The sequence below is a fragment of the Janthinobacterium sp. HH102 genome, assembly GCF_001758625.2.
GTDB lineage: Bacteria > Pseudomonadota > Gammaproteobacteria > Burkholderiales > Burkholderiaceae_D > Janthinobacterium.
Genome location: NZ_CP062062.1, coordinates 663,695 through 688,164, shown reverse-complemented (window position 1 = coordinate 688,164; position 24,470 = coordinate 663,695). Strand labels below are relative to the sequence as shown.

The 24,470-nt window shown below is 62.9% G+C and carries 19 protein-coding genes and 1 riboswitch; of the genes, 2 read left to right on the top strand and 17 right to left on the bottom strand.

Annotation, left to right across the window (positions count from 1 at the left end; all coding sequences use genetic code 11):
* Window positions 1-19 precede the first annotated feature (19 nt).
* From JAB4_RS03130 to hppD, 9 genes are all read right to left on the bottom strand, one after another.
* Window positions 20-604, bottom strand: coding sequence for an SRPBCC family protein (locus JAB4_RS03130; RefSeq protein WP_070220810.1), 585 nt, complete (start codon window positions 602-604; stop codon window positions 20-22).
* A complete protein-coding gene (locus JAB4_RS03125) occupies window positions 601-1,185 on the bottom strand; it encodes a dual specificity protein phosphatase family protein (protein WP_070220812.1) in 585 nt (194 codons plus the stop codon). Before JAB4_RS03125 ends, JAB4_RS03130 begins: the two co-directional genes overlap by 4 nt.
* The gene (locus JAB4_RS03120) at window positions 1,182-1,664 is read right to left on the bottom strand and encodes a hypothetical protein (protein ID WP_070220815.1); all 483 of its coding nucleotides are present in this window, start codon (window positions 1,662-1,664) and stop codon (window positions 1,182-1,184) included. The genes JAB4_RS03125 and JAB4_RS03120 overlap by 4 nt, the downstream gene beginning before the upstream one ends.
* The gene (locus JAB4_RS03115) at window positions 1,661-2,800 is read right to left on the bottom strand and encodes a glycosyltransferase (RefSeq protein ID WP_070220817.1); all 1,140 of its coding nucleotides are present in this window, start codon (window positions 2,798-2,800) and stop codon (window positions 1,661-1,663) included. The genes JAB4_RS03120 and JAB4_RS03115 overlap by 4 nt, the downstream gene beginning before the upstream one ends.
* Before the next feature lie 97 nt (window positions 2,801-2,897).
* Complete coding sequence (locus tag JAB4_RS03110; protein WP_070220819.1) at window positions 2,898-4,673, bottom strand: M14 family metallopeptidase; 1,776 nt, start codon at window positions 4,671-4,673, stop codon at window positions 2,898-2,900.
* A gap of 194 nt (window positions 4,674-4,867) precedes the next feature.
* Window positions 4,868-7,591 (bottom strand): TonB-dependent receptor, encoded by a 2,724-nt coding sequence (locus JAB4_RS03105; RefSeq protein WP_070220821.1) that lies wholly within the window; start codon window positions 7,589-7,591, stop codon window positions 4,868-4,870.
* Window positions 7,592-7,756: 165 nt separating this feature from the next.
* The gene (locus JAB4_RS03100; RefSeq protein WP_070220823.1) at window positions 7,757-9,250 is read right to left on the bottom strand and encodes a S41 family peptidase; all 1,494 of its coding nucleotides are present in this window, start codon (window positions 9,248-9,250) and stop codon (window positions 7,757-7,759) included.
* Window positions 9,251-9,374: 124 nt separating this feature from the next.
* Window positions 9,375-12,971 (bottom strand): indolepyruvate ferredoxin oxidoreductase family protein, encoded by a 3,597-nt coding sequence (locus tag JAB4_RS03095; RefSeq protein ID WP_070220825.1) that lies wholly within the window; start codon window positions 12,969-12,971, stop codon window positions 9,375-9,377.
* Window positions 12,972-13,336: 365 nt separating this feature from the next.
* On the bottom strand, window positions 13,337-14,464 hold the full coding sequence (gene hppD / locus JAB4_RS03090) for a 4-hydroxyphenylpyruvate dioxygenase (protein ID WP_070220827.1): 1,128 nt from the start codon (window positions 14,462-14,464) through the stop codon (window positions 13,337-13,339).
* A gap of 125 nt (window positions 14,465-14,589) precedes the next feature.
* Between hppD and JAB4_RS03085 the strand changes: the two genes are divergently transcribed.
* Window positions 14,590-15,114 (top strand): Lrp/AsnC family transcriptional regulator, encoded by a 525-nt coding sequence (locus JAB4_RS03085; RefSeq protein WP_070220829.1) that lies wholly within the window; start codon window positions 14,590-14,592, stop codon window positions 15,112-15,114.
* Here JAB4_RS03085 and JAB4_RS03080 read toward each other — a convergent pair.
* The 4 genes from JAB4_RS03080 to JAB4_RS03065 all read right to left on the bottom strand — a co-directional run bounded on the left by JAB4_RS03080 (window position 15,106) and on the right by JAB4_RS03065 (window position 19,723).
* Window positions 15,106-15,810, bottom strand: coding sequence for a GNAT family N-acetyltransferase (locus tag JAB4_RS03080; protein ID WP_070220830.1), 705 nt, complete (start codon window positions 15,808-15,810; stop codon window positions 15,106-15,108). The two genes, JAB4_RS03085 and JAB4_RS03080, sit on opposite strands and share 9 nt — an antisense overlap.
* Before the next feature lie 85 nt (window positions 15,811-15,895).
* Window positions 15,896-16,993, bottom strand: coding sequence for a hypothetical protein (locus JAB4_RS03075; protein ID WP_070220831.1), 1,098 nt, complete (start codon window positions 16,991-16,993; stop codon window positions 15,896-15,898).
* Window positions 16,994-17,005: 12 nt separating this feature from the next.
* Complete coding sequence (locus tag JAB4_RS03070) at window positions 17,006-17,722, bottom strand: glutathione S-transferase family protein (RefSeq protein ID WP_070220832.1); 717 nt, start codon at window positions 17,720-17,722, stop codon at window positions 17,006-17,008.
* A gap of 12 nt (window positions 17,723-17,734) precedes the next feature.
* The gene (locus JAB4_RS03065; RefSeq protein ID WP_070220833.1) at window positions 17,735-19,723 is read right to left on the bottom strand and encodes a lytic transglycosylase domain-containing protein; all 1,989 of its coding nucleotides are present in this window, start codon (window positions 19,721-19,723) and stop codon (window positions 17,735-17,737) included.
* 104 nt (window positions 19,724-19,827) lie between these two features.
* Between JAB4_RS03065 and JAB4_RS03060 the strand changes: the two genes are divergently transcribed.
* The gene (locus tag JAB4_RS03060; RefSeq protein WP_070220834.1) at window positions 19,828-20,355 is read left to right on the top strand and encodes a 5-formyltetrahydrofolate cyclo-ligase; all 528 of its coding nucleotides are present in this window, start codon (window positions 19,828-19,830) and stop codon (window positions 20,353-20,355) included.
* Window positions 20,356-20,369: 14 nt separating this feature from the next.
* Here the strand turns inward: JAB4_RS03060 and metF are convergent, their stop codons facing one another.
* From metF to metK, 4 genes are all read right to left on the bottom strand, one after another.
* Window positions 20,370-21,200 (bottom strand): methylenetetrahydrofolate reductase [NAD(P)H], encoded by an 831-nt coding sequence (metF, locus tag JAB4_RS03055; protein ID WP_070220836.1) that lies wholly within the window; start codon window positions 21,198-21,200, stop codon window positions 20,370-20,372.
* Window positions 21,187-21,543 (bottom strand): phage holin family protein, encoded by a 357-nt coding sequence (locus JAB4_RS03050; RefSeq protein WP_034783534.1) that lies wholly within the window; start codon window positions 21,541-21,543, stop codon window positions 21,187-21,189. The genes metF and JAB4_RS03050 overlap by 14 nt, the downstream gene beginning before the upstream one ends.
* A gap of 81 nt (window positions 21,544-21,624) precedes the next feature.
* Window positions 21,625-23,049: an adenosylhomocysteinase gene (gene ahcY, locus JAB4_RS03045; protein WP_070220838.1), complete on the bottom strand. Its 1,425-nt coding sequence runs from the start codon at window positions 23,047-23,049 to the stop codon at window positions 21,625-21,627.
* 27 nt (window positions 23,050-23,076) lie between these two features.
* Window positions 23,077-23,145, bottom strand: a riboswitch (S-adenosyl-L-homocysteine riboswitch).
* A gap of 122 nt (window positions 23,146-23,267) precedes the next feature.
* Window positions 23,268-24,434 (bottom strand): methionine adenosyltransferase, encoded by a 1,167-nt coding sequence (gene metK, locus JAB4_RS03040; protein WP_070220840.1) that lies wholly within the window; start codon window positions 24,432-24,434, stop codon window positions 23,268-23,270.
* Between the last annotated feature and the right edge of the window lie 36 nt (window positions 24,435-24,470).

Here is a 24,470-nt window from a genome sequence, read left to right as displayed (position 1 = left end):
GGCTGCTCCGCCACGCCGGCTATTTGCGCGCAGCCACCCGCGCCCGCAGCGCGTCGAACATTTTCGGGATGCTGTCGCGGCTCATGCTGTCGACGATCCAGCCCAGGCCCATCGGCACGGGGCCCGGATCCGTGTACACCTGGTACCTGACGGCGGCAGCGCCCGCGTCAAACGGATCCGGCGACAGCTGCCAGTAGCCGCTGGTGTCGGCGATGGTGTCCTCCACCTTCAGTCCCTCCATCGGCACCAGCTTCCAGGCCAGGCTGCAGCTGGCGTCAAGCACCTTGGGCGTCATTCTCAGGCGGTATTGCTTGATTTTTCCCATTGGCAGCTTGAGCGTGACGTCGACCAGCGACACGCCGCCGCCGGCGGCCGTCACCTTGATCTTGTCCACGTTCGGCATGAACTGCGGATAGCCGGCGAAATCCTGGATGGCCGCGCAGACGGTGGCCACGCTGGCCGGCATGCTGGTCGTGGCGGCAAAGGTCTTGCCGGGCATGCCGGCTTTGCTGACATCGCGCACATCGAGCGCAGGCGTGGCCGCCAGGGCGGCCGGCGGATAACAGGCGGAACAGGCGGCCAGTGCGAACAGCAGGGTCTTCATGGTTTTTCCTGTTCGATCTGCGCGCGCAGCGCCGCCACGTCGACGCGCTTGAGGTAGCTTTCGATATTCTTCCACACGGCGTGATAGCCGTAACCGCCATTTTTCAACTCGTCGATCGCCTTCGCGCGCGGCCAGCCCTGGTACAGCATGCGGTACATGGCGGCCATCAGGCCCGTGCGGTCGGCGCCGTGCAGGCAGTGCAGCAGCACGGGTCCCTGCTGTTCGGCGGCGCGGATGCTGCGCATGGTCTCGATCACATGCTTGTCGCGGATGGCCCAGGTATTGATGGGAATGCGGACGGCACGGATGCCGCTGCCATCGAGCACCTGCGTGTCGGAGTGGAAGGAGCGCAGGCTGATCACCGTCTTCACGCCCAGCGTCTGCAGCTGGGCCACGTCGGCGCTGTCGAGCTTTGCGCTGCGATACAGGACGGGGGTGACCTGGTGCAGGTTCGACACGTGCGGCAGCGGCGTCGCCCACTCGGCATTGCGCTCGGGCGCCCCGGGCGCTTGCGCGCCGGCGGAACCGGCCGCCAGGGCCAGGAATAGCAGCAAAAGATGCGGCAAGGGCGATAAGGTCATGACTTCCTCTTGTATGAAAACCACAGCAGCACGCCAGCCAGCAGCAGCGATACCCAGTAATCGGTCGGCGCCCACCACAGCCAGTGCTTGTGCCAGGCGATGTGGGCCGGATTGAAGTGCGCCACGCCATAGGCGGGATTGAGCACGAACCACAGATAATCCTCGATGATCCAGAACAGCATGATGCAGCCGATGGCGCGGCACTCGAGGCGCGGCGACCATTGCGCCAGGAAGAGCATGGGAAAATGGAAGAACAGGGCAATGAAGGGAAACACCCAGGCATGGTAGCCCGTCATCGGCCGCCCGCCCCAGAAGATATCGAGCAGCCAATGGCTTTCGATGCGCCAGGTGGGCAGGTTCGCGGCCCACCCGGCCGGCCCCTCGATCTGGATTTCCACCTGGGCGAAGAATAGTCCCAGCAGGGCCACCCAGGCCAGCGTCAGGGCGATCTGCCAGGGTTTTACTACGCCCCCTGTCAAGCCAGCACCTGCGCCAGTACATCCAGGGCGGCGCGCGGACGGCCCAGGGCCAGCGCTTTCGTGCGCATCGCTTGCAGCTGCTCCGGATGATCGAGCAACAGGCGCACGCGGTATTCGAGGGTGACGGCATCGAATGCCTTCAGGGCCACGCCCTGCTCCAGCAGATAGTCGGCATTGCGCTCTTCCTGCCCGGGAATCGGCGAGTTGACGATCATGGGCAAGCCCAGGGCCAGGCATTCCGAGGTGGTCAGCCCGCCCGGCTTGGTGATCACCAGATCGGCGCACGCCATCAGGCGCTCGACCTCGCTGGTGAAGCCTTGCGCCAGCAGGCGGCCCGGATAGCGGCCGGCCAGTGCTTGCAGCGCCGCCAGTGCGGCCGCGTTTTTCCCTGCCAGCACGATCAGCTGGAAGTCGCCCGGCAAGGCCAGCAGGCGCGCGGCGACCGTTTCAAGGCCGCCCAGTCCCGCCCCGCCGCCCATCAGCAGAATCGTCGTGCGCCGCGGGTCGAGGCCAAACGCCTGTGCGCACTGCACGCGGTCGGGCAGCTGCGCGAACGCGGGCATGATGGGGATGCCCGTCACATGGATGCGCTCGGCGGGGATGCCTTCATGGCGCATGCGGAACGCCACTTCGTCGGTGGCGGCGAAATAGCCCTGCATCTGTTCGTGTACCCACATGCGGTGCAAGTCGAAATCGGTGACCTGTACCCACACGGGGCAGGACAGCTGGTGCTGGCGCAGCGCGCGCGACAGCAGTTCGGCCGGCAGGAAATGCGTGCAGATGATGGCATCGGGCTGGAAGGCGGCGATCTGCGCCATCAGCGCGCGCGTGTTGAGGCGCTCGACGGCGCGGCGCAATCGCTGCATCGAGCTGTCGCGCGGCGCGTCGTGGGTGGCATGGTACAGATAGCCCCACAGCGCGGGCGCCTTGTTGACCAGCTTGATATAAAAATCCGTGTACAGCTTGCGGAATGCGGGCGTGACGAAATCCATCATGTCGAGATGGCTGGCCAGCGCCGCAGGGCCGGCGCCGTCATCGCGCGCCGCGTATGCCTCGATGGCTTGCGCTGCGCGCATATGGCCGGCGCCGGCCGAGACGCTCAGGATAAGAATTTTTTTCGGTGTTTGCTGCGGCATGCGCTGGTGCTCCACTGGAAGCCCTGATCGGGAAAACAGGCACAATACCATTTTCCGCGCCGCGCACATTGCAAATTAGCAAGGCGCGCGGCTTCCCTTACTTCAGCGCCGGCGCGACATCCGTGCGCAGCACCGGGTACAGATTCAGCCGCTCATCCCACGAGGCGTGGCGGCGGGCGAAGAATTCCAGGCGCGCGGCCGGGCTTTTTGCAAACGCGGGGTCGCTGGCCAGCTTTTCGTGGAACTGCGCCGCCAGCGCCGGATCGGCCGCCAGCTGCGCACGGGCCACATCTTCGGCCACGTATTCTTCCATGTATTCCTTGCGCTCGAAGGCCGTATTGAAACTGCCCCAGACCAGCAGGGAATCGGGCGCGCGCGGCTCGAGCAGGGCCACGACCAGCCGCGCCTTGGCCTGGTTGACGGGCACGTACAGAGCACCTGCACCGACCGGACGCTCCTCTTTCTGCCACTCGCCCTGCACGGCCGCCGTCTGGCGCCCCTCGAACGACTGCGCGCCGAATTTCACCTGCGTGGCGCGGAAGGTTTCGACGGGCAGCGTGCCGGGCGCGGTGGCCAGCACTTGGTACGACACGCCATGCTGGCGCAGCTTGGCCGCCACCATCTGCGCCTGCGCCGCAGGCACGAGGTAGCCGGCCTTGGGCGCAGCCTGCTGCAGGTCGGGCACGATCTCGTCGCGCAGGGGCACGTTCCAGATCTGCGGCGTGGTTTCATCATAGCGCGTCATCAGCGCGCCCGACACCTCGGATGGCGTGCGCGTGTAGGCGTAGCCGCGAAACGCGATCATGCGGCTCTTGTCCGTCGTTTTATACGTGAGCGGCAAGGTGGCGCCGGCCAGCTGCGCGGCGCGCGCGTCCGCCTCGAGCGCCGTTTGCCGCCACTGCGCGCCATGCTGCGCCACTTGCGACAGCAGCGAGACGATGGTGTTGCGCGTGATGCGCACGCGGGTCGGATAGTCCTTCCACGAATGGGTTTCCACCAGCATGCCGAAGCGGTTGCGCAGCTGGAAATAGCCATGCGAGAAGCGCGGATTCGGCGCCGAATCGACAAAGCCCGATTGCGGATTGTCGTTCTCGGCAAACGAAATATAGAACGGTTTCGGGTCCGAGCCCTGCCTGGCCAGGTCGGCCAGGACCTGATCTCGCAAGGCCGTGCCGGCCACGCGCAGGGCCGCGTCGCCCGCATGCACGGGTTCGACCTGGATCGAGATATCGGGTTCGAACTGCGCGCCATCGGTGACGTGCAAGTCGACATAGGCCAGCGGATCCCAGGCGTTCACCAGCGCCAGCATGTGCTGCATCTCGGGCGTATCGGCCTTCATGTATTCGCGGTTCAGATTGTAGTTTTGCGCCGTACTGCGCCAGCCCATTTCCACGGGGCCGCGCTGATTCGGACGGTTCCACCGGCCGAAGCGCTCATGGCCGTCGACATTGAAGACGGGCACGAACAGCAGCACTTGTCTATCCAGCGCGCCGGGCGCCGCCTTGCCCTCCAAGACTTCGCGCAAGGCCAGGAAACCGGCATCCTTGCCATCGATTTCGCCCGCATGGATGCCGCCCTGCACCAGCAGCACGGGCAGCTTGCGGCGCGCCGCCTCGGCCGGCGTCAGCGCGCCCGTGTTGGAGACGGCCAGTGCCAGCATCGGGCGGTTTTCCGGCGTGCGGCCAAATTCCACGCAGCGCACCTGCTTCGGATAGCGCGCCTGGAACTGGCGGCACAGGGCTTCCACTTCCGCATAGCGGCCGGTGCTGACAAAGCCCGAGCGTTCGGCCACCGTGGTCAACGGTGCGCCGGCTTGGGCGGGAGAGGCAAAGACGGACAATATGGCGGCGGACAGCAGGGCGAGGCGTAGCATGGGGGAGGCTCCAGCGGGCAGATGGGAAGCGGGGGATTATATGGCTAAATAAGCGAAAAAAATAAAAGCCAGGATAGCAATATGCGCTCCCGGCTTTTCTATTTACCTCCAACACCGCAAAGGCTGGGGTCAGACCCTCAATGCCGCTGACTCAGAGACTTGCGCCAACGTTCGCGGGGGTCTGACCCCGGGTTTCAGCTACCGAAGTGGTAATTGAATTCGACCCATCCCTGGCGTCCCTGCGGGCTGTAGCTGCCCACCGGGTAGTACGGCCAGCCGCCGCTGTCGTCGCGCTTGATCTTGTCGAATACGTTGTTGACGATCAGCGACAAGGTGGCGCGGTCGTTGATGCGGTACACGGTGCTGATGTTGGCCAGCGCCGTCGGCGTCAGATAGGCCTTGCCGGCGGCGTTCGGGATCTTGCTGTAGCGGCTGACCAGCAAGGTGTTCGACCAGTCGCCAGCGCTCCAGTTCACGCTCAGGTTGAGCTTATCGCGCCAGTCCGAATTGTTCAGCGATTTGAGCTCGTCGATCTCTTCGTCGCCGACGAATTGCTGCGATTTATTGCTCAGCACCTTGGCGTAGTTGGCCTTGAAGGCAAAGCGGCCATAGTCCGTCGTGCGCAGCAAATACTTGACGCTGATGTCGATGCCGCTGCTGCTCTGCTTGGCCGCGTTGATCGGATTGACGGTGATGGTCTTGATCTCGCCGGCGCGGTTCAGCGCATTGGCGGCAAAGCGCTCGACGCGGTTCAGGGTATCGACGCAGGTCGGCGAGTTGATGTCGGTCTTGCCCAGGCGGCAATCGGCTTCATCGCGGAGTATCTTGTCGGAGCTCAGATTGGTTACCAGGTCGTCGATCTTGATATTCCAGTAGTCGACCGAGACGTCGAAATTGGATGTCGGCGACCAGACGGCGCCCACGCCGAACGACTTGCCCTTCTCCGACTGCAGATCCTTGCTGCCGTTCTGCACATAGTCGGCGCCCGGCGATTTGTTCGCGTAGTCGCAATCATCGATGGCCTGCCCGGCGACGCCGCAGCGGTAATAGTCGGTGGTGCTCGAGTAGTAACCGGTGCCGCGCGCCTTGTAGATGTAGTTCATGTCCGGCGCGCGGAAGCTGGTGGCGTAGTTGGCGCGGAACAGCAGCTCCGGCGCGGGACGCAGTTCCAGGCCGCCGTTATAGGTGAACTTGCCGTCATGGCGGCCGGCAAAGCTGTAGCGGTCGTAGCGGCCGGCCAGGGTGCCGGTCAGCTTTTCATGCAGCGGCAGGTTCACTTCCGCCCCCAGCGCATAGCGGGTGCGCGTGCCGGCCGTGATGTCGGACTTGGTGGCGACGTTGAAGTAACCTTCGTTCAGGCGCGCGTCGGGCACGTTGCTGAAGCCCTGCTTGCCCACTTCGGCGATGGTGGCGATCTTCGCCACGCCAGCGGGAAGCTGGAACAGGTCGCCGTTGGTAGCCAGACTCAGGGTATTCGTCCAGGCCTTGTCGTCGCTGTCGGAATTGCCCGTGATGCTGTCGAACTCGGCCGCCGTCACGCGGCGCGACAGGCGTGCCGGATCCGGCGCGTAGACCGGCACGCCGGCGGCATCGGTGCCCAGTTTCGGACCCAGGAAGAAGCTGTCGATATTGGCCAGCGCGCGCGGCGTGTGGCTTTCGCTCTTGTACACCGAGGCATTGTAATTGGCTTCGTATTGCCAGCTGCTGGTGCCCGGCACGCGGCCCTTGGCACCCAGCGAGATGGCTGTGGCCAGGTCCTCCCACTTGCGGTTGTAGCGCTCCACGCCGCCCATTTCCTCGGGCGAGATGTAACGCGTCCACGCTTCGTAGCGATCGGTATTCTGGTTGCGGAAATAGCTGCTGCCCGTCGACGACGACGTCCACGTCGGGCCGCGCGTGTTGTTCTCGGTCGAGTTCTTGCCGATCAGGAAGTCGGCGAACAAGGTCGTTTCCGGCGACAGCTCATAGTTGGCGCTGCCGAACACGTTCTGGCTGCGGTTCTTGGTTTGCGTGGTCCAGTAAGTGGGGCCCACTTTCGGGCTGGCGCAATAGCTGCCGTTCTTCGCCTGATACTTGACGGTGCTGCCGCCGAACAGGTCGCCGAACTGCGTGCAGGTGTCGCCCAGGTCCACATAGGTGCCGGAAGTCCCCGCCTTTACCACGCGACGCGACGCGATATTCGTCGGCGTGCCCGAGCGGGTGGCCATGAAGTCGCGCTGCAGGCTCGACAGCGGATCGCGCTGGCTCAGCTCCACACTGAACAAGGTATGCAGCTTGTCGAAATTGCCGCCGCCCGTCAACTGCACGCGCTGGTTGCCGGCGCCGCCGCGCGTGGTGCCGCCCGCCTTGACGTTGATATCGAAACCTTCCGTCTGCTTTTTCAGGATGACGTTGACCACGCCGGCGATCGCGTCGGAACCATAGATGGCCGAGGCGCCGCCGTTGAGGATCTCGATGCGGTCGACAATGCTCGACGGGATATTCGCCAGGTTGGTGAAGTTGACCGTGCCTTCGTAGGCGACGGGGAAGTCGGCCAGGCGGCGGCCATTGAGCAGGATCAGGGTGTGGTTCGGACCGAGGCCGCGCAGGCTGATGGTATTGGCCGACGGCGTAAACGTGTTGCCGAAGTCCTCGCCTTGCGTAAAGCCGCTGTTCTGTACCTGGTTGGTCAGCGCATCGAAGACGTTCTTGTACCCTTGCTTGGTGATTTCATCGCCCGTCAGGATGGTGACGGACGATGGTCCCTCCAGGCTGGCGCGGGGAATCCGCGAACCGGTGACCACGACGGCTGGCGGGGTGGCCGCCGGCTGCTGATCCGCTGCGGGCGCTTGCGTCTGCGCGTGCGCCTGCCATGCGGAACCGCCAAGGATGGCCAGTACGGCTACGGTGAGCGGTGGTAACTTGAATTGTATAGGCATCTTTGCGCTTCTCAAGGTTAGGGAGAAGGCGAAAGATATCAAGATGCCAGCAATTACAGAACGAATGGATTCGTCTTTCTATATATCATAATTGTTATATAGAAATATTTATGAGAAGAAAGATGCCCCACCCTCATCCAGGAAGGGGGGCAACATGGGGTTTTATCATTTCAATACAGCAATTTCCTTGTAGGCCGGGCGCAGCAGCCGCGCGGCCGTTTCGGCCGGACTCGCCATCGAACCCGGCAGCCTGAGCGCGCCCGTGGCCGGGGTACAGCTGCCGCTGCCGCGGTAGCGCAACGCCGCCGCCAGCATGGCTTCGGCAGGATCGCCCAGCGCGTGCTGGTAATCGTCCGTCACGTCGCACGTTGGCGCCATGCCATCGGCAAAGTCGCCAAAGCCCTTGGCGTTGACACCCTGGAACTGCACGGCGAAATACGTGGTGCCGCAATTCGGCGTGGGATAGAAACCATAGGGCTTGCCGCACGTCGTGCCGCCGATCAGGTTGACCTGCACGTCGACGCCGCGCAAGCCGTTGATGATGGCTTCGCTGGCCGAACAGGTATTGCCCGTCGTCAGCAAGGTCACGCGCTTGAGGCCCAGCGAAGGCAAAGGCGTGCCCTTGGGCAAGGGATTCGGCCCGGCAAAGCCCTGGCTTTGCGTGTGGAATGGCACGGGCGCTTCCGGCCGCGTCTTGTCATTGGCCAGCACCTGCTCGAAGGTCTTGCCGGTGGTGACTTGCGGACCGGCAATCATGTAGGCAATCTCGCTGGCGACATCGAGATAGCCGCCGCCGTTGTAGCGCACGTCAAGCACCAGGTCGCTGATGCCGGCCGCCTGGAAGCGGCGCATGGTCTCGACCAGCTGGCGTTCGGCCACGTTGTTGTGGGTGTTGAAGGTCAGGTAGCCCACCTTGCCCGTGGGCGTGTCGATGATGCGCTCGTTTTGCACGGCGCTCGTGCTCACTTCCACCGCCTGCAGGTTCGCCGAGAGGGGCGAGCCATTGCGGCTGAACGCCAGCGTGTGCGTGCCTTGCGCTGCAGGGAACAGGCCGGCGTTAATGATCTTCACGCTGGCAGCGTCGGGGGCATTGACGAAATCGGTGCCATCGACGGTTTGCAGCTCATCGCCGCGGCGCAAGCCCGCCAGGTCGGCCGGCGAGCCTGGCTCGACGATCGAGATCACGGCCTTGCGCGGCGGCGTGGTGCGCGTCAGCGCCAGCAACATGCCGTAACCGAGCTCCACGCCGTTGAGCGAGGCTTCCCATTCGGCCGTCGTATACGTGAAATGGAACTGGTCCTTCGGCTTGCCGGACGCCGTCATGGCCGTTGTTTTGAGCATATCGAAATACGCCTTGGCCGTGGAAAAGCTTTGCGGCAGGTAGGTGGTCGGCACTTCGCGGTACCACAGATACGTTTCATCGATCCAGCTGCGCACCCACGTCTGCTCATCGAGCAAGCTGCCCGGCTTGTCGATGCTGCTGCCGCTGCGCGGCGCCTCGCAACGGTTCGCCACCGTGGAGGAGGCAACCAGCGCCGTCGGCCCTGTCGGAGTCACGGGCGGGACGACGGGCGCGCTGTCGCTGCTGCCGCCTCCGCCGCAGGCACTCAACACACATACGAGGGAAACAGCGAGGGAGCCAAGTCGCAGGAAATGCATGAGAAACTTTCCATAAAGAAATTATCGAAAAATTATAATGCGTTTCGCCAGCAAGCGTTGCTTTCTTTGATACAAAAAAAATGGCGCCCGCAGGCGCCATTGCTACAGCGAGGAACTCACCCCATCACGCCACGGTGGCCGCCACGGGTGCTGCCACGACGGGCGGCAGCGGCGTCGGCGCATTGAAGGCGATCAAGAGACTCGCTTCTTTCTCTTTCGCCGCCTTCAAATGACGCTCCTTCACGTGGCCATAGCCGCGGATGTCTTCCGGAATGCTGGCGATCGCCACGGCTTGCGCCAGCTTGGCCGTCGTCAGCTTCGGCAGCAAGCCGCCCACCGTCGCGCGGTATTCCGCGATCAGCGCACGCTCCATCTTGCGCTCGGCCGTATGGCCGAACACGTCGAAGGCCGTGCCGCGCAAGCCCTTGAACTTGGCCAGCACGCCGAAAGCCTTCAGCATCCACGGGCCATATTCCTTCTTGATCAGATGACCCTGGGCATCCGTTTTCGCCATGATCGGCGGCGCCAGGTGGAACTTGAGCTTGATGTCGCCTTCGAACATGGACGCGATCTTCGCCTGGAAGGCGCCGTCCGTGTACAGACGCGCCACTTCGTACTCGTCCTTGTAGGCCATCAGCTTGTAGAAGTAACGGGCCACGGCTTCCGTCAGGCGCAAGTGCGGGCCGTTCAGTGCGCTTTCGGCGGCGCGCACCTGTTTGATGAAGTCCAGATACTGCTGCGCATACGCGCGGTCCTGGTAAGCCGTCAGCAGGGCCACGCGCTTTTCAATGATGTCGTCGAGCGTGTCGATGCGCTTGAATTCCACCACCTTCGCTGGCGTGGTCATGCGCACCAGGCTGGCCGCATCGTGGGCGCCGGCGCGGCCCCAGTTGAAGGCCGCCTTGTTGAATGCCACCGAGACGTTGTTCAAGTCGATGGCCTTCATGATGGCCGCTTCGCTCAAGGGCACCTTGCCCTTTTGCCAGGCGTAACCGAGCATGAACATATTCGTCGCAATCGAGTCGCCCATCAGCGCCGTGGCGATCTGGCCCGCGTCGATGAAGTCGACGTGGTCGCTGCCGCAGGCCTTTTCGATTTCCATGCGCGCCGAAGCGCCGGGGAATTGCCAGTCCGGATTCTTCACGAAAGCGGCCGTCGACGAGCTGGTCGAGTTGATCATGGCCCAGCTGCGCCCCTCTCCCATGCGCGACAGGGCGTCGCGGCTGGCCGTGACGATCAAATCGCAGCCGATCACCAGGTCGGCCGCACCCGTGCCGACGCGCGTCGAGTGGATATCTTCCTGGCGGTCCGCCAGACGCACGTGCGACATCACGGGACCGCCCTTTTGCGCCAGGCCGCTCATGTCCAGCACGGAACAGCCCTTGCCTTCCACGTGGGCCGCCATGGCCAGGATCTGGCCGACGGTGACGACACCCGTGCCGCCGATGCCGGTCACCAGAATACCGAACGGCTCGGCCGTCGATGGAATGGCTGGTGTCGGCAAGGCCGGCACGGCTGGCGCATCCTTGTCGGCGGCAGCCGCCTTTTTCGGCTTTTTCAGGCCGCCGCCTTCCACCGTCACGAAACTGGGGCAGAAACCCGTCGTGCACGAGAAATCCTTGTTGCACGACGACTGGTTGATCTGGCGCTTGCGCCCCAGTTCCGTTTCCAGCGGTTCCACCGACAGGCAGTTCGACTGCACGGAGCAGTCGCCGCAGCCTTCGCAGACGGCTTCGTTGATGACGGCGCGCTTGGCCGGGTCCGGGTATTCATTGCGTTTCCGGCGGCGGCGTTTTTCCGAGGCGCAGGTCTGGTCGTAGATCATGGCCGACACGCCGGGCATGTCGCGCAGTTCGCGCTGCACGTCCATCAGTTCCGAACGGTGGCGCACGGTGACGCCTTCGGCCCAGGCGTAATCGTCCGGATATTTTTCCGGTTCGTCCGTGACGACGATGATGGGACCCACGCCTTCGGCGGCGATCTGGCGCGAAATGATGGCCGGCGACAGGGGGCCGTCGAATTCCTGGCCGCCCGTCATCGCCACCGCATCGTTGAACAGAATCTTGTAGGTGATGTTGACCTTAGCCGAGACGGCCGCGCGGATGGCCAGGATGCCCGAGTGGAAATACGTGCCGTCGCCGAGGTTGGTAAACACGTGCTTTTCATTCGTGAACGGCGCCTGCCCCACCCAGGTGACGCCTTCGGCGCCCATGTGGGTAAAGGTCGACGTTTCGCGGTCCATCCACAGCACCATGTAATGGCAGCCGATGCCGGCCAGCGCGCGCGAGCCTTCCGGCACCTTGGTCGAGGTATTGTGCGGGCAGCCGGAGCAGAAGAACGGCGTGCGGTCCTTTTGCGGATCGGGTTTCACGCTGATGGCCTTGAGGACGTTTTCCTTCGCTTCCAGGTAGGCGATGCGTTCCTTCACGCGCTGCTCGACGGGGTGGCCCGCGTAGTAGCGCGAAATGCGGCTGGCGATCGCGCGGGCGATCATGGCCGGGTTCAGTTCATACGTGGCCGGCAGCAGCCAGTCGCCGTGTCCCGTGCCCTTCTGGTTGCTCCACTCGCCCGTGTCGTCGAACTTGCCGACCACGCGCGGACGCTCGCCGTCTTTGAGGTTGTACAGCTCTTCCTTCAGCGCGTATTCGAGGATTTGCCGCTTTTCTTCCACCACGAGGATTTCGTCGAGGCCCTTGGCGAATTCATGCACGCCGTCCGCTTCCAGCGGCCAGGTCATGCCGATCTTGTACAGGCGGATGCCGATGTCGGACGCCGTCTGCTCGTCGATGCCGAGATCCGCCAGCGCCTGGCGCGTGTCCAGGTAGGATTTGCCGGCCGTGATGATGCCGATGCGCGCCTTCGGGCTGTCCCAGATGATCTTGTTGAGCTTGTTGGCACGCGCATACGCCAGCGCCGCATACCATTTGTAGCTGTTCATGCGAACTTCTTGTTCCAGCACCGTGTCGGGCCAGCGGATGTTCAGGCCGCCGGCCGGCATCTCGAAGTCCGTCGGCAGGGTGATCTGCACGCGGTCCGGGTCGAAATCGACGGCGGCGCCCGACTCGATGATGTCGGTCACGCATTTCATCGAGACCCACAGGCCCGTGTAGCGGCTCATGGCCCACGCATGCAAGCCGTAGTCGATGTATTCCTGCACCGACGACGGGTACAGCACGGGGATGCCGCAAGCGTTCAGGATATGGTCGGACTGGTGCGCCGTGGACGAGGATTTGGCCGCGTGGTCGTCGCCGGCCAGCACCAGCACGCCGCCATGCTTGGCGGAGCCGGCGTTATTCGCGTGCTTGAAGACGTCGCCGCAGCGGTCGACGCCGGGGCCCTTGCCGTACCACATGCCGAACACGCCGTCGTATTTCGCGTCTTCGAACAGATTCGTCTGCTGCGTGCCCCAGACGGCCGTGGCGGCCAGGTCTTCGTTCAGGCCCGGGTGGAACTTGACGTGGTGTTCATCGAGGTACTTTTTTGCCTTGATCGCCGTCATGTCGACGGACGTCACAGGCGAACCGCGGTAGCCGGTGATGTAGCCGGCCGTATTCAGGCCAGCCTTGAGGTCGCGCTCGCGCTGCAGCATGGGCAGGCGGATCAGCGCTTGCGTGCCCGTCATGAAGGCGCGGCCACGCTCGAGCGTGTATTTGTCGTTCAGGGAAATTTCGGACGCGTGCGCGCCCGGCTCAAGACTCGAGCCCTTGATTGGTGCATTCATTACTTGTCTCCATTATTCTCTGTGCTACGCGTGCAGGTCGGTTGAACTCACACGTACCGGCCGCGCTTTATGAGCAATGCCGGTGCGGAAAAATGACTTGTTTGTCGTAGACTACCACAGGAAGGCGCGCAGTTCTTTGCTGCGCTGCACTCCCGTGTTCTTGCCTTTTTGCTGCTTCTTTTTCTGGCAATGTCGGCAATGTCGGATGACGCTGCGCTCATCCGACCTACAGATATTGGCCGCTTGCTGGCAATGTCGGATGACGCTGCGCCTCGGCGGCCCCGCTCATCCGACATACAGCCAGGATCAACCCTGTAGGTCGGCTTAGCCGGAACGGCGTAAGCCGACAAACAGCAGCCCCCAGCTTAGGCCGCGCTCGTATCTTTCAGCACGCCGCGCTTGATCTGGTCCAGCTCGATCGACTCGAACAGCGCGCGGAAGTTGCCTTCGCCGAAGCCCTGGTCGCCCTTGCGCTGGATGATCTCGAAGAAGATCGGGCCGATCACCGTCTGCGTGAAGATCTGCAGCAGCAGTTCGCGTTCGTTTTCCGTGCTGTGGCCATCGATCAGGATGCGCAGGCGGCGCAGTTCTTCCAGCTGCTCGCCGTGGTTCGGCAGGCGGCGGTTGACCAGCTCATAGTACGTTTCAATCGTGTCCTGGAAATCGATACCCGTATCGCGCATGCCTTGCACGGAGGCATAGATATTGTCCGTGCCCAGGGCGATGTGCTGGATGCCTTCGCCATGGTACTGGTCCAGGTATTCGGCGATCTGCGACTTGTCGTCCGACGATTCGTTGATCGGGATGCGGATCTTGCCGCACGGCGAGGTCATGGCCTTCGATTTGAGGCCCGTCAGCTTGCCTTCGATGTCGAAATAGCGCACTTCGCGGAAGTTGAACAGGTTTTCATAGAAGCTCGCCCATTCCTTCATGCGGCCGCGGTGCACATTGTGCGTCAGGTGGTCGATATAGGTCAGGCCATGGCCGACGGGATTGGCGACGGCGCCGGGAATGGCGACGAAATCGACGTCATAGATACTGATGTCGCCGATGCCGCCCGGTGCGGCCGCGTCCGGCTTGTCGGCGCCCTTGCCGCGCCAGCGGTCGACGAAGTACAGCAGCGAATCGCCCACGCCCTTGATGGCGGGGATATTCAGCTCCATCGGACCCGTTTTGTTATCGAAACCCCAGGCGCCCAGTTCCAGCGCGCGGCGATACACGAAGGCCGCGTCGTCGACACGGATGGCGATGGCGCACACGGACGGGCCGTGATGGCGGGCAAAACGCTGCGCGAACGAATCTTGTTCGGCATTGATGATGAAATTGATGTCGCCCTGACGGTACAGGGTGACATCCTTGTGGCGGTGGCGCGCGATGGCCGTGAATCCCATGTTCTCGAACAGCTTGCCCAATGCTTTTGGGTCTGGTGCTGCATACTCGACGAACTCGAAACCATCGGTACCCATCGGGTTATCCCAAGGCTGAAATTGCATGATGTCTCCTCCAAGAAGTAGCGCACAGTATAGGCGTGGGTCACGGGCATTAAATGCCAAAGATCTCCCGAACAATCATGATTTGCGCAATAATATTGCGTGAAATACGAACCACCGGAGGAAGCATGAGCAAAATTACGCTGGATAAAACGGATCGCAAGATCCTCGCCGTCCTGCAGGCCGATGGCCGCCTGTCGAATCAGGACGTGGCCGAGCAGGTCAGCCTGTCGCCGTCGCCATGCTTGCGCCGCGTCAAACGACTGGAAGAAGCGGGCGTGATCCGCCAGTACGTGGCCCTGCTGGACCCGGAAAAGATCGGCCTGGGCTTGCTGGCCTACGTGAACGTGCGGCTGGAAAAGCACAGCGACGCCACGGCCCACAGCACGGCCCGCGTGCTGGCGCCGAATCTGGTGACGAATACCTCGCCGCGCGCCGACTTCGCCGTGGCCGTGGCGCATTGGCCGGAAGTGGTGGCTTGCTATGCGATGACGGGCGAAATGGATTATCTGTTGCGCGTGCACGTGGAAGATATGGAGCACTTTTCGCGCTTCATGATGGCTACCTTGCTGCGCCACCCGGCCGTGCTGGACGTGAAATCGAGCTTTGCCTTGCAGCGCATCAAGGATACGACGGCCCTGCCCTTATTGTGATGGCGGCCCGGGCTGCTTCTTGCGCCCCGGCAAGCGTTCGAACAGTTTGCTGGCGGCGCGCGCATTTGCCTTGAACGTGTAATCGAACATGGCGAACTGCTCCTGCACGGCTTCCTGCAGCATGCTCGTCGGGTTCGGCGGCAACAGTTTCAAATAAGCATCAGCTTCGCCATAGTCGCGCTGGATTTCCATGCCCGCCTTCTTGGCGATATGCATCATCGTCTTGTTGGACGACAAACAATGCATGTACAGGGTATCGACATCGTTGTTGCGGCAATGAATCGCCGCCCGCTCGAACAGTTTCGACCCCACGCCCATGCCGCGCATCGATTTCGACACGGACACGCCAAATTCCGCCACCTGCTCCTTGTCCGTCACCACGCTTTTCGCCGGCGACTGGTCCTTCGGCGCAAACGCCAGATGGCCCACGCCCACCAGTTTGAACAGGCTGTTGTAGACGCCGTAGATCATGTCGCGCGAGAAATCCATCTTTTGCACGTACTGCGCGACGAGTTCATCGGGCAAGGCGCTGCCGAAGCGCAGCAGGCGGTCGCTTTTCTCGAGCGACAAAAAATGCTTCATCATGCGGCGCCGGTCGCGCTCGTGCAATTGCTTGACGAGCACGGTCGGACGCCCGCCGCCGCTACGGCTGAGCCAGCGGCGAAACGGGTTTTGAAACAGCTTGGGTAAGGTCACGTCGACTCCTGGAAGCGGTGCTGCGGCACGTCAGGCCGTTATTGTGCAGTGCAGCATCTGCCGTATTGTAGCCTATTCCCGCCGTTCAAGTCTGGGCCAGGAAGGCCGCCACGGCCGCCACCCGCGCCACATGGATGATTTCGGGAATGCGTTTCGGCTCCGTACAGCCTTGCGCCAGCGCACCCGCATTCACGCCGCGCGCCGCGTCCAGCCCGCCCTGCAGCCGCGCCGCCTGGGGAAAGTCGCCGGTGACCAGTCCGTCGCAGGCCACGGCCTGCAGCAGTTGCACGAAGCGCTGCGGCTTGCGCAAGCCGTCGCAGCGTTCGCACAGACTGACGATGGCCTCGGCGCCCAAGTCCAGCGCGCCGTTGATATTGTCCAGCTCGCGCGCCGCCATGACGGCCAGTTCGCGGCACTCGTTGGGCACGCGCAGGCGCTCGCTCAGCTGCTCGATGGCATCCTTGCTCAAATGCAGCATCAAGGCGGCAAAGCGCACGGGCAAGTCATGACCTTGCGCGGCCGCGTGGTCGACGACCTGCAGCAAGCGCTCGCTGATGGTAATTTCGCCCATGATGCGCGCCAGGGCGCCGCACTCGTGCAGCACCGTCAGCATGCGCGCAGGATGGCTTTCCATCAGTCCCTTGGCCACTTCCTGCCACACGCGCTCGGCCACCAGGGCATCGACTTCGCCATCAGCCACCATCTGGCGCATCAGCGCCATGGTGGCCGGCGCGACAGTGAAAGTATGAAAACGGGCAGCAAAGCGGGCCAGACGCAGGATGCGCACGGGGTCTTCGCCGAACGCGTCGGAGACGTGGCGGAAGATCTTGTTCCCGATATCCGCGACGCCGCCGAACGGGTCGGTCAACGTCCCGTCCTCGGCTTGCGCGATGGCGTTGATGGTGAGATCGCGCCGCACCAGATCGTCTTCCAAGGTGACGTCGGGCGCCGTGTGGAAGACGAAACCCCGGTAGCCGGGGGCCGTCTTGCGTTCCGTGCGGGCCAGCGCGTATTCTTCCTGCGTCTTCGGGTGCAGGAAGACGGGAAAATCCTTGCCGACGGGCCGGAAACCCTGGCGCAGCATGTCTTCCGGCGTGGCGCCAACGACAACGTGGTCGTGGTCTTTCACGGGCAAGCCCAGCAGTTGGTCGCGCACCGCGCCACCGACCGTGTAAATCTTCATGGTCACTTTTCTTTAATCGGGGAGTTCCGCGTCGTGCTTGGGCGCCGTTTCCGTTTCCGCCAGCGCTTCCGCGATCCAGCGGGCCACGGCAGGGTGCGCCTGCACGCGCTCGCAGTAGGCGTTCAGGGCCGGCGCCAGCGACACGCCATACGTGCGGAAACGCATGACGACGGGGGCGAAATATGCATCGGCGATGGAAAACTCGCCAAACAGGAACTGGTGGTGGCCAAAGCGCGACAGGCACTCTTCCCAGATTTCGCTGATGCGGCCGATGTCGGCCTGCGCGGCGGCCGTGCGGCCCCGTCCCGGCAACTTCGCCTTGATATTCATCGACATGTCCGTGCGCAAGCCGGTAAAGCCCGAATGCATTTCCGCACAGACACAACGCGCCATGGCGCGCGCGGCCACGTCTTGCGGCCACAGGTGTTTATCTGGAAACTGCTCGGCCAGGTATTCGCAGATGGCCAGGCTGTCCCAGATCGTGATCTCGCCCGCCAGCAGCACGGGCACCCGGCCACAGGCCGAATATTCGGCAATTTTGGTGGCCGTGTCGCTCTGGTCGAGGAGCACGCGCACTTCATGGAACGGAATACCGAAGGCCGTCATGGCCACCCACGGGCGCATCGACCACGACGAGTAATTCTTGTTGCCGATGATGAGGGTCAGGCCCGGCTCGCGGGCAGCGGCCAGGGTTTGCGTCAGGCTGGGGTCAAGGATGGTCGTTTGCATGGTCGGCTAGCTTTAGTTGGATGATGGCAAATCGGCCGCGACGGCGCTGTTTTTCGGCCCCACGGTGCCCAGGCGCGCTTTCAGCGATTGCGGGCTTTTTTCGAACAGGGCCGCGTAGTACGTGGCGTTGGCCATCACGTTCTTCACGTAGCCGCGCGTTTCCGTGTAGGGAATGATCTCGGCAAAGATGGCGCCTTCCAGCGGACGCGTCATGGTGGCGCGCCAGATGCGCAAGCGCCCCGGCCCCGCGTTGTAGGCGGCGCTGGCCAGCACTTGCGAACCGTCCAGGCCACCGAGCACCATGTTCAGGTAGTTCGTGCCCAGCAAGACGTTGGTGCGCACATCGCTCAAGGTTTCCGTGACGAAATCGGTCAGGCCGATCTTCTTGGCGACATACCGTGCCGTCGACGGCATGACCTGCATCAAACCGGACGCGCCCACGTGCGACTGCGCATCCATGATGAAGCGCGATTCCTGGCGGATCAAGCCGTACACCCAGGCCTTGTCCAGGCCCAGGGTTTGCGTGGCCGGATGCATGACGTCGTCGTGCGGCGTCGGATAGCGCTGCGTATAGTCCACTTCCAGGCGCGTGCGGTCGGAAGTATTGACCATGCGGTCGAGCACATTGTTCTGGCGCGCAAACTCCGCGGCGGCCAGATGTTGCCGGTCCGTCATCGAACGCAATTCCCAGTTCCACTCGCGCGTGCCCTCGAAGCGCAAGCGCATATTGAAGAATTTCAAGGCGCGCTGCAGTCCCGGATTGGCGGCCATGGCGGCGATTTCCGCCGGCGTGACGGGCTGGCCCGGCGGCGGCAAGACCAGGTGGTTGCCCAGCTCTTCATTGGCCAGCAAGCCGTAGAAATTCGATTGATCGCTGATCGTGCGGTACAGGGCATCGGCCTGCGCATTCGGGCGGCCCGGCGTTTCCGCCTGCTGCGCGCGCGCCAGCCAGTACACCCATGTCGGGTCCGTGCGCAGCGAGGCCGGCATGGCCTGGATCGCCGCCTTCACCTGGGGCCAGTTGCCTTCACGCAAGGCGATACGCGCCTTCCATTGCATCTGCTCCTGGGTCAACGGTGCGCCATTGGTTTTTTGCCAATATTCGAATGCTTCCGGCGCCAGCGAATACGACGCCTGCAGGGCCAGGCTGGCCCAGCCGATGGCCTGTTCCTGCGGCGTCAGCTGCGCACTGGCCTTTTGCAGGGCCACCACGCCCAGTTTTAATGTGCTTTTCGCCATGCGGCCCACGGCCACCAGGTACATCTCGTGGTCGGCACGGCTGGCGCCCGGCCCCTTGGCCAGCACCAGCGCGGGCAAATCGATCGCTTGCGCCATCTTCGCGTCGGACGCGCCCAGCAGCAGCGCGATGCGGCGCGCCGGGCCCGTGGCATTCGTCTGGCCCGCCAGGCGGATCTGCGCCCACAGGTCGTTCGCGTCGAACTGGCCATTTTGCGCCAGTGCTGCGATCAGGCTGCCGCACGCTTCGCCATAGCCAGGCGGCGCGACGAGCAGCTTGCGCGCCTCGGACGCCACGTTCTGCCCCTTGGCGGCGCGCGACATCAGCGCGTAGCACTTGAGCTGGGTGTCGTCGTCGAGGGCGAATTGCGGATATTGTTCATCGAACACGACCCAGTCGCGCTTGCGACCGAGCTCCAGCAGCCAGTCGTTGCGGAAACGGTCGGCGATGGCGCTGCCCTTGTAGCGGTTCAGGTAATCGCGAAATTGCGCCTCGGTCAGCAGTTTGATGCGCGGTTTCAGCCGATAATAGTCAACATACGATGGAATCTGGTAATTCGTCAGGCGCCCCGCATAAAAGTCGGCTTTTTCGACGTCATCCTTGCGCGCGGCGTCGCGCAGCAGCAGGAAGGCATCATCCTCGCTGCGCGTGTCGGGGGCGGCTGGGGGGACGGTGGTGGATACCTGGGCCAGGGCGGCCAGGGGAGACAAGGCCGATGCAACACACAGCATCGTGCCGGCAATCCATTTCAGTGGGGAAATCAATGTACGACTCTCAATCTTAACTTGATGGTGATATGAATAGCGACCCTAGAATAACATGCGATCCGGCTACACGGCCACCCATTGCGCCACAGGAAAAAGCCGGCTTGCGCAAAGCCTTGCTGGCGGCCAGGCGCGCCCTGCCCGAGACCACGCGAGCAAGGTGGGATGCGGCCATCGCGCAGCGCCTGCTCGACTGGTGCGCGCAAGAAAACGTCAAGGAACTGGGCGTGTACTGGCCCCTGCACGGCGAGCCGGACTTGCACGAGGCATATGCGCAGCTGGCCGCGCGCGGCGTGCAATTAAGCTTGCCGGTGGTGCTGGAAAAACATGCGCCGCTGGCATTTTCCGACTGGACGCCGGGCGAGCCCATGGTCAAGGATGGCATGGGCGTGGCCGTGCCCGCGCAATTGCGCCTGCGCCCGGCGCCGGCCGCCCTGCTCGTGCCCTGCCTGGGTTTTAACCAGGAACGCTTTCGCCTCGGCTATGGCGGCGGCTATTACGACCGCACCCTGGCGGCCACGCCCCGTCCGCGCACCCTCGGCGTCGCCTATGCCTGCCTGGCGGCAAATTTTCCCAACGGCGAATACGACATCGCCCTCGATCACATCGTGACCGAGGGCGATCTGCTCTAACGCATCAGAACGGTTTATTTCACCAGGCGCTGCCACAAGGCCGTCGTGGGCGCCGCCTGGTTCATGCTATAGAAATGCAAGCCTGGCGCGCCGCCTTCCAGCAAACGCTCGCACAGGCCCGTCACCACGTCCAGGCCAAAAGCCTTGATGGACGCGCTGTCGTCGCCGAAGCTGGCCAGTTTCAGACGCACCCAGCGTGGAATTTCAGCGCCGCACATGTCCGAAAAGCGCATCAGCTGCGTGTAGTTCGTGATCGGCATGATACCGGCCACGATAGGCACGTTGATGCCCATCTTCTGCGTCTGCTCGACAAACTGGAAATACGCGTCGGCATTGTAGAAGTACTGGGTGATGGCGGCATTGGCGCCGGCCTGCACCTTGCGCGCGAACGCGTTCAGGTCGTCCTGCGGCGAACGGGCTTGCGGATGCACTTCCGGATAGGCGGCCACCTCGATATGAAAATGGTCGCCCGTCTCGGCGCGGATGAATTCCACCAGCTCGTTGGCGTAGCGGAACTCACCCGAGGCGCCGTAGCCGCTCGGCAAGTCGCCTCGCAAGGCCACGATACGCTTCACGCCGGCGGCCTTGAAGTCGGCCAGCACGGCGCGGATCGATGCACGTGAACCGCCCACGCAAGACAGGTGCGGCGCGGCCTGTTCGCCGGCCGCCAGGATCTCGCGCACGGTGTCCAGCGTGCCCTGCTGCGTGGTGCCGCCCGCGCCGAACGTCACCGAGAAATACTTCGGATGCAATTCAGACAACTTGACACGCGTGGCGCGCAGCTTTTCCGCCCCTTCCAGGGTTTTCGGCGGGAAAAACTCAATACTGAAATTATGCTTTTCCATCGTCATTACTCAAAAGTAAGGTCGACAAGGCCCAGGAAATGATGCTGTACAGAATGGCGCCGCCCACGGCAGACCAGAAACTGGCGACATGGAAACCATCGATCACCTGCGCCACCAGCCAGAACAGGAAGCCGTTGATGATCAAAATGAACAGGCCCAGCGACAGGAACGTCACGGGCAGGGTCAGCAGGATCAGCAAGGGACGGATCAGCGCATTGACCAGCCCCAGCACGGCAGCGGCCAGCAGCGCGGTCCAGCCGCTGCTCATCGTCACCGAGTGCATCAGGTAGGGGACGGCAAACAGGGCTGCCGCATTGATAAACCAAATCAGTAGCAAGCGCATTTCTCTAGCCTGTCAAAAGTAGGGTCAGGCCGGCGGCATGCGCCGGCCTTCAGAGGGTGGGTTACAGCCCCGGACTACCGATTAGTAACGGTAGTGCTCAGGCTTGTAGGGGCCTTCTTGACGCACGCCAATGTAGTCGGCTTGCTCTTGCGTCAGTTCCGTCAGCTGCGCATTCAACTTTTTGAGTTGCAAACGGGCGACTTTTTCATCGAGGTGTTTTGGCAGGGTGTACACGCCGACCGGGTAGTTGGCCGTGTTCGCGTACAGCTCGATCTGCGCGATCGTCTGGTTGGCAAACGACGAGCTCATCACGTACGACGGGTGGCCCGTGCCGCAACCGAGATTGACCAGGCGGCCTTCGGCCAGCAGGATGATGCGGCGGCCCGACGGGAAGATGATGTGGTCGACTTGCGGCTTGATGTTTTCCCACTCGTATTGTTTCAACGAAGCGACGTCGATTTCATTGTCGAAGTGACCAATGTTGCAGACGATGGCCTGGTCTTTCATGCGCGTCAGGTGATCGTGCGTCAGGATGTGATAGTTGCCGGTGCAGGTGACGAAGATGTCGCCGTGTTCGCACGCGTAATCCATCGTGACCACGCGGTAGCCTTCCATCGCCGCCTGCAGTGCGCAGATCGGGTCGACTTCCGTCACCCATACTTGCGCCGACAGGGCGCGCATGGCTTGCGCCGAACCCTTGCCCACGTCACCGTAACCGGCGATGACGGCCACTTTACCGGCGATCATCACGTCGGTGGCGCGCTTGATGCCGTCGACCAGGGACTCGCGGCAGCCGTACAGGTTGTCGAATTTCGATTTCGTGACGGAATCGTTGACGTTGATCGCAGGGAAAGCCAGCTTGCCTTCCTTGTGCATCTGGTACAAACGGTGCACGCCGGTCGTCGTTTCTTCCGTCACGCCGAGGATTTCCGGCAGGCGCTTCGAGTACCAGGTCGGATCGGCCAGCAAGTGCTTCTTGATCGAGTTGAACAGGCAGATTTCTTCGTCCGAACCGGGGTTGGCCAGCACCGACAGGTCGGTTTCCGCGCGCACGCCCAGGTGCAGCAGCAGGGTAGCATCGCCGCCATCGTCGAGGATCATGTTCGAGTAGACAGCCTTGCCGTCCGCATCCGGCCATTCGAAGATGCGGTGCGTGTATTCCCAGTAGTCGTCCAGCGACTCGCCCTTGACGGCGAACACCGGCGTGCCGGCGGCAGCGATGGCGGCGGCAGCGTGATCTTGCGTGGAGTAAATGTTGCACGATGCCCAACGCACTTGCGCGCCCAGTGCTTCCAGGGTCTGGATCAGCACGGCGGTCTGGATGGTCATGTGGATGGAACCGGTGATGCGCGCGCCTTTCAGAGGCTGCGCTGCCGCGAATTCTTCGCGGATGGCCATCAGGCCAGGCATTTCCGTTTCAGCAATCTTGATTTCTTTGTCGCCCCATGCGGCCAAGGTGATATCGGCGATGGTGTAGTCGTGTTGCGATTTGAGTACGGCGTTCATCACGCCCTCCTTTCAGTTGTTGAAAAAGGTACGTGAGCGCGGTTGCAGGATATTCCGAGCCTGGCGAATTTCTTCGTCGCAACGCTCCTCGGACGGTGGATTTTAACATCGTCAATGCCGGCGCGCCAGCTTGTTCGCCATGCATTGCCAACTAACAACATATGAAAAAAGCGCCCGCGGCCAGCTGGCCGGGGCGCTTCTTTTGCAAGCGGGCTAGATTACTTCAGGCCGGCAGCGTCGCGCAGCAGGGCGACCTTGTCCGTGCGCTCCCACGTGAATTCCGGCTCTTCGCGGCCGAAGTGGCCGTAGGCGGCGCTCTTCTGGTAGATCGGGCGCAGCAGGTCGAGCATTTGCACGATGCCTTTTGGACGCAAATCAAAGTGCGCCAGCACCAGCTTGGCGATTTCCGCGTCGGGAATCACGCCCGTGCCTTCCGTGTAGACGGTGATGTTGATCGGCTTGGCCACGCCGATGGCGTAGCTGACCTGCACCTGGCATTGGCGCGCCAGGCCGGCCGCGACGATGTTTTTCGCCACATAGCGGGCCGCATACGCTGCCGAACGGTCGACTTTCGATGGGTCCTTGCCCGAGAACGCGCCGCCGCCGTGCGGGGCCGCGCCACCGTAGGTGTCGACGATGATCTTGCGCCCGGTCAAGCCGCAATCGCCTTGCGGACCGCCGATGACGAAACGGCCCGTCGGGTTGACGAGGAATTTGGTCTCCGTCAGCCATTCGCGCGGCAGGATGGGCTTGATGATTTCTTCGATGACGGCTTCTTCGATCTGCTTGTGCGAGATTTCCGGCGCATGCTGGGTCGACAGCACCACCGTGTGCACGCCGACGGGGCGGCCATCGACGTAGCGCAGGGTCACTTGCGATTTCGCATCCGGACGCAGCCATGGCAGACGGCCATCCTTGCGCAGTTGCGACTGGCGCTCGACCAGGCGGTGCGCGTAGTGGATGGCGGCAGGCATCAGCTCGGCCGTTTCATCGCAGGCGTAGCCGAACATCAGGCCCTGATCGCCGGCACCTTGATCCAGGTCAATGCCCGCACCTTCATCGACGCCTTGCGCGATGTCCGGCGACTGCTTGTCGTAGGCCACCAGCACGGCGCAACCCTTGTAGTCGATACCGTATTCCGTGTTGTCGTAGCCGATGCGTTTGATGGTTTCGCGCGCAACTTGAATATAATCAACATTGGCGTGCGTGGTAATCTCGCCAGCCAGTACCACCAGACCCGTATTGCACAGGGTTTCGGCGGCCACGCGGGCGCTCGGATCCTGGGCCAGGATGGCGTCAAGGATGGCGTCGGAAATTTGATCGGCAACCTTGTCGGGATGGCCTTCCGAAACGGATTCGGAAGTGAAGAGATAGTCGTTTGACATTGCAAGCTCCTGATTACTATGTGAATGTTCTGTCGC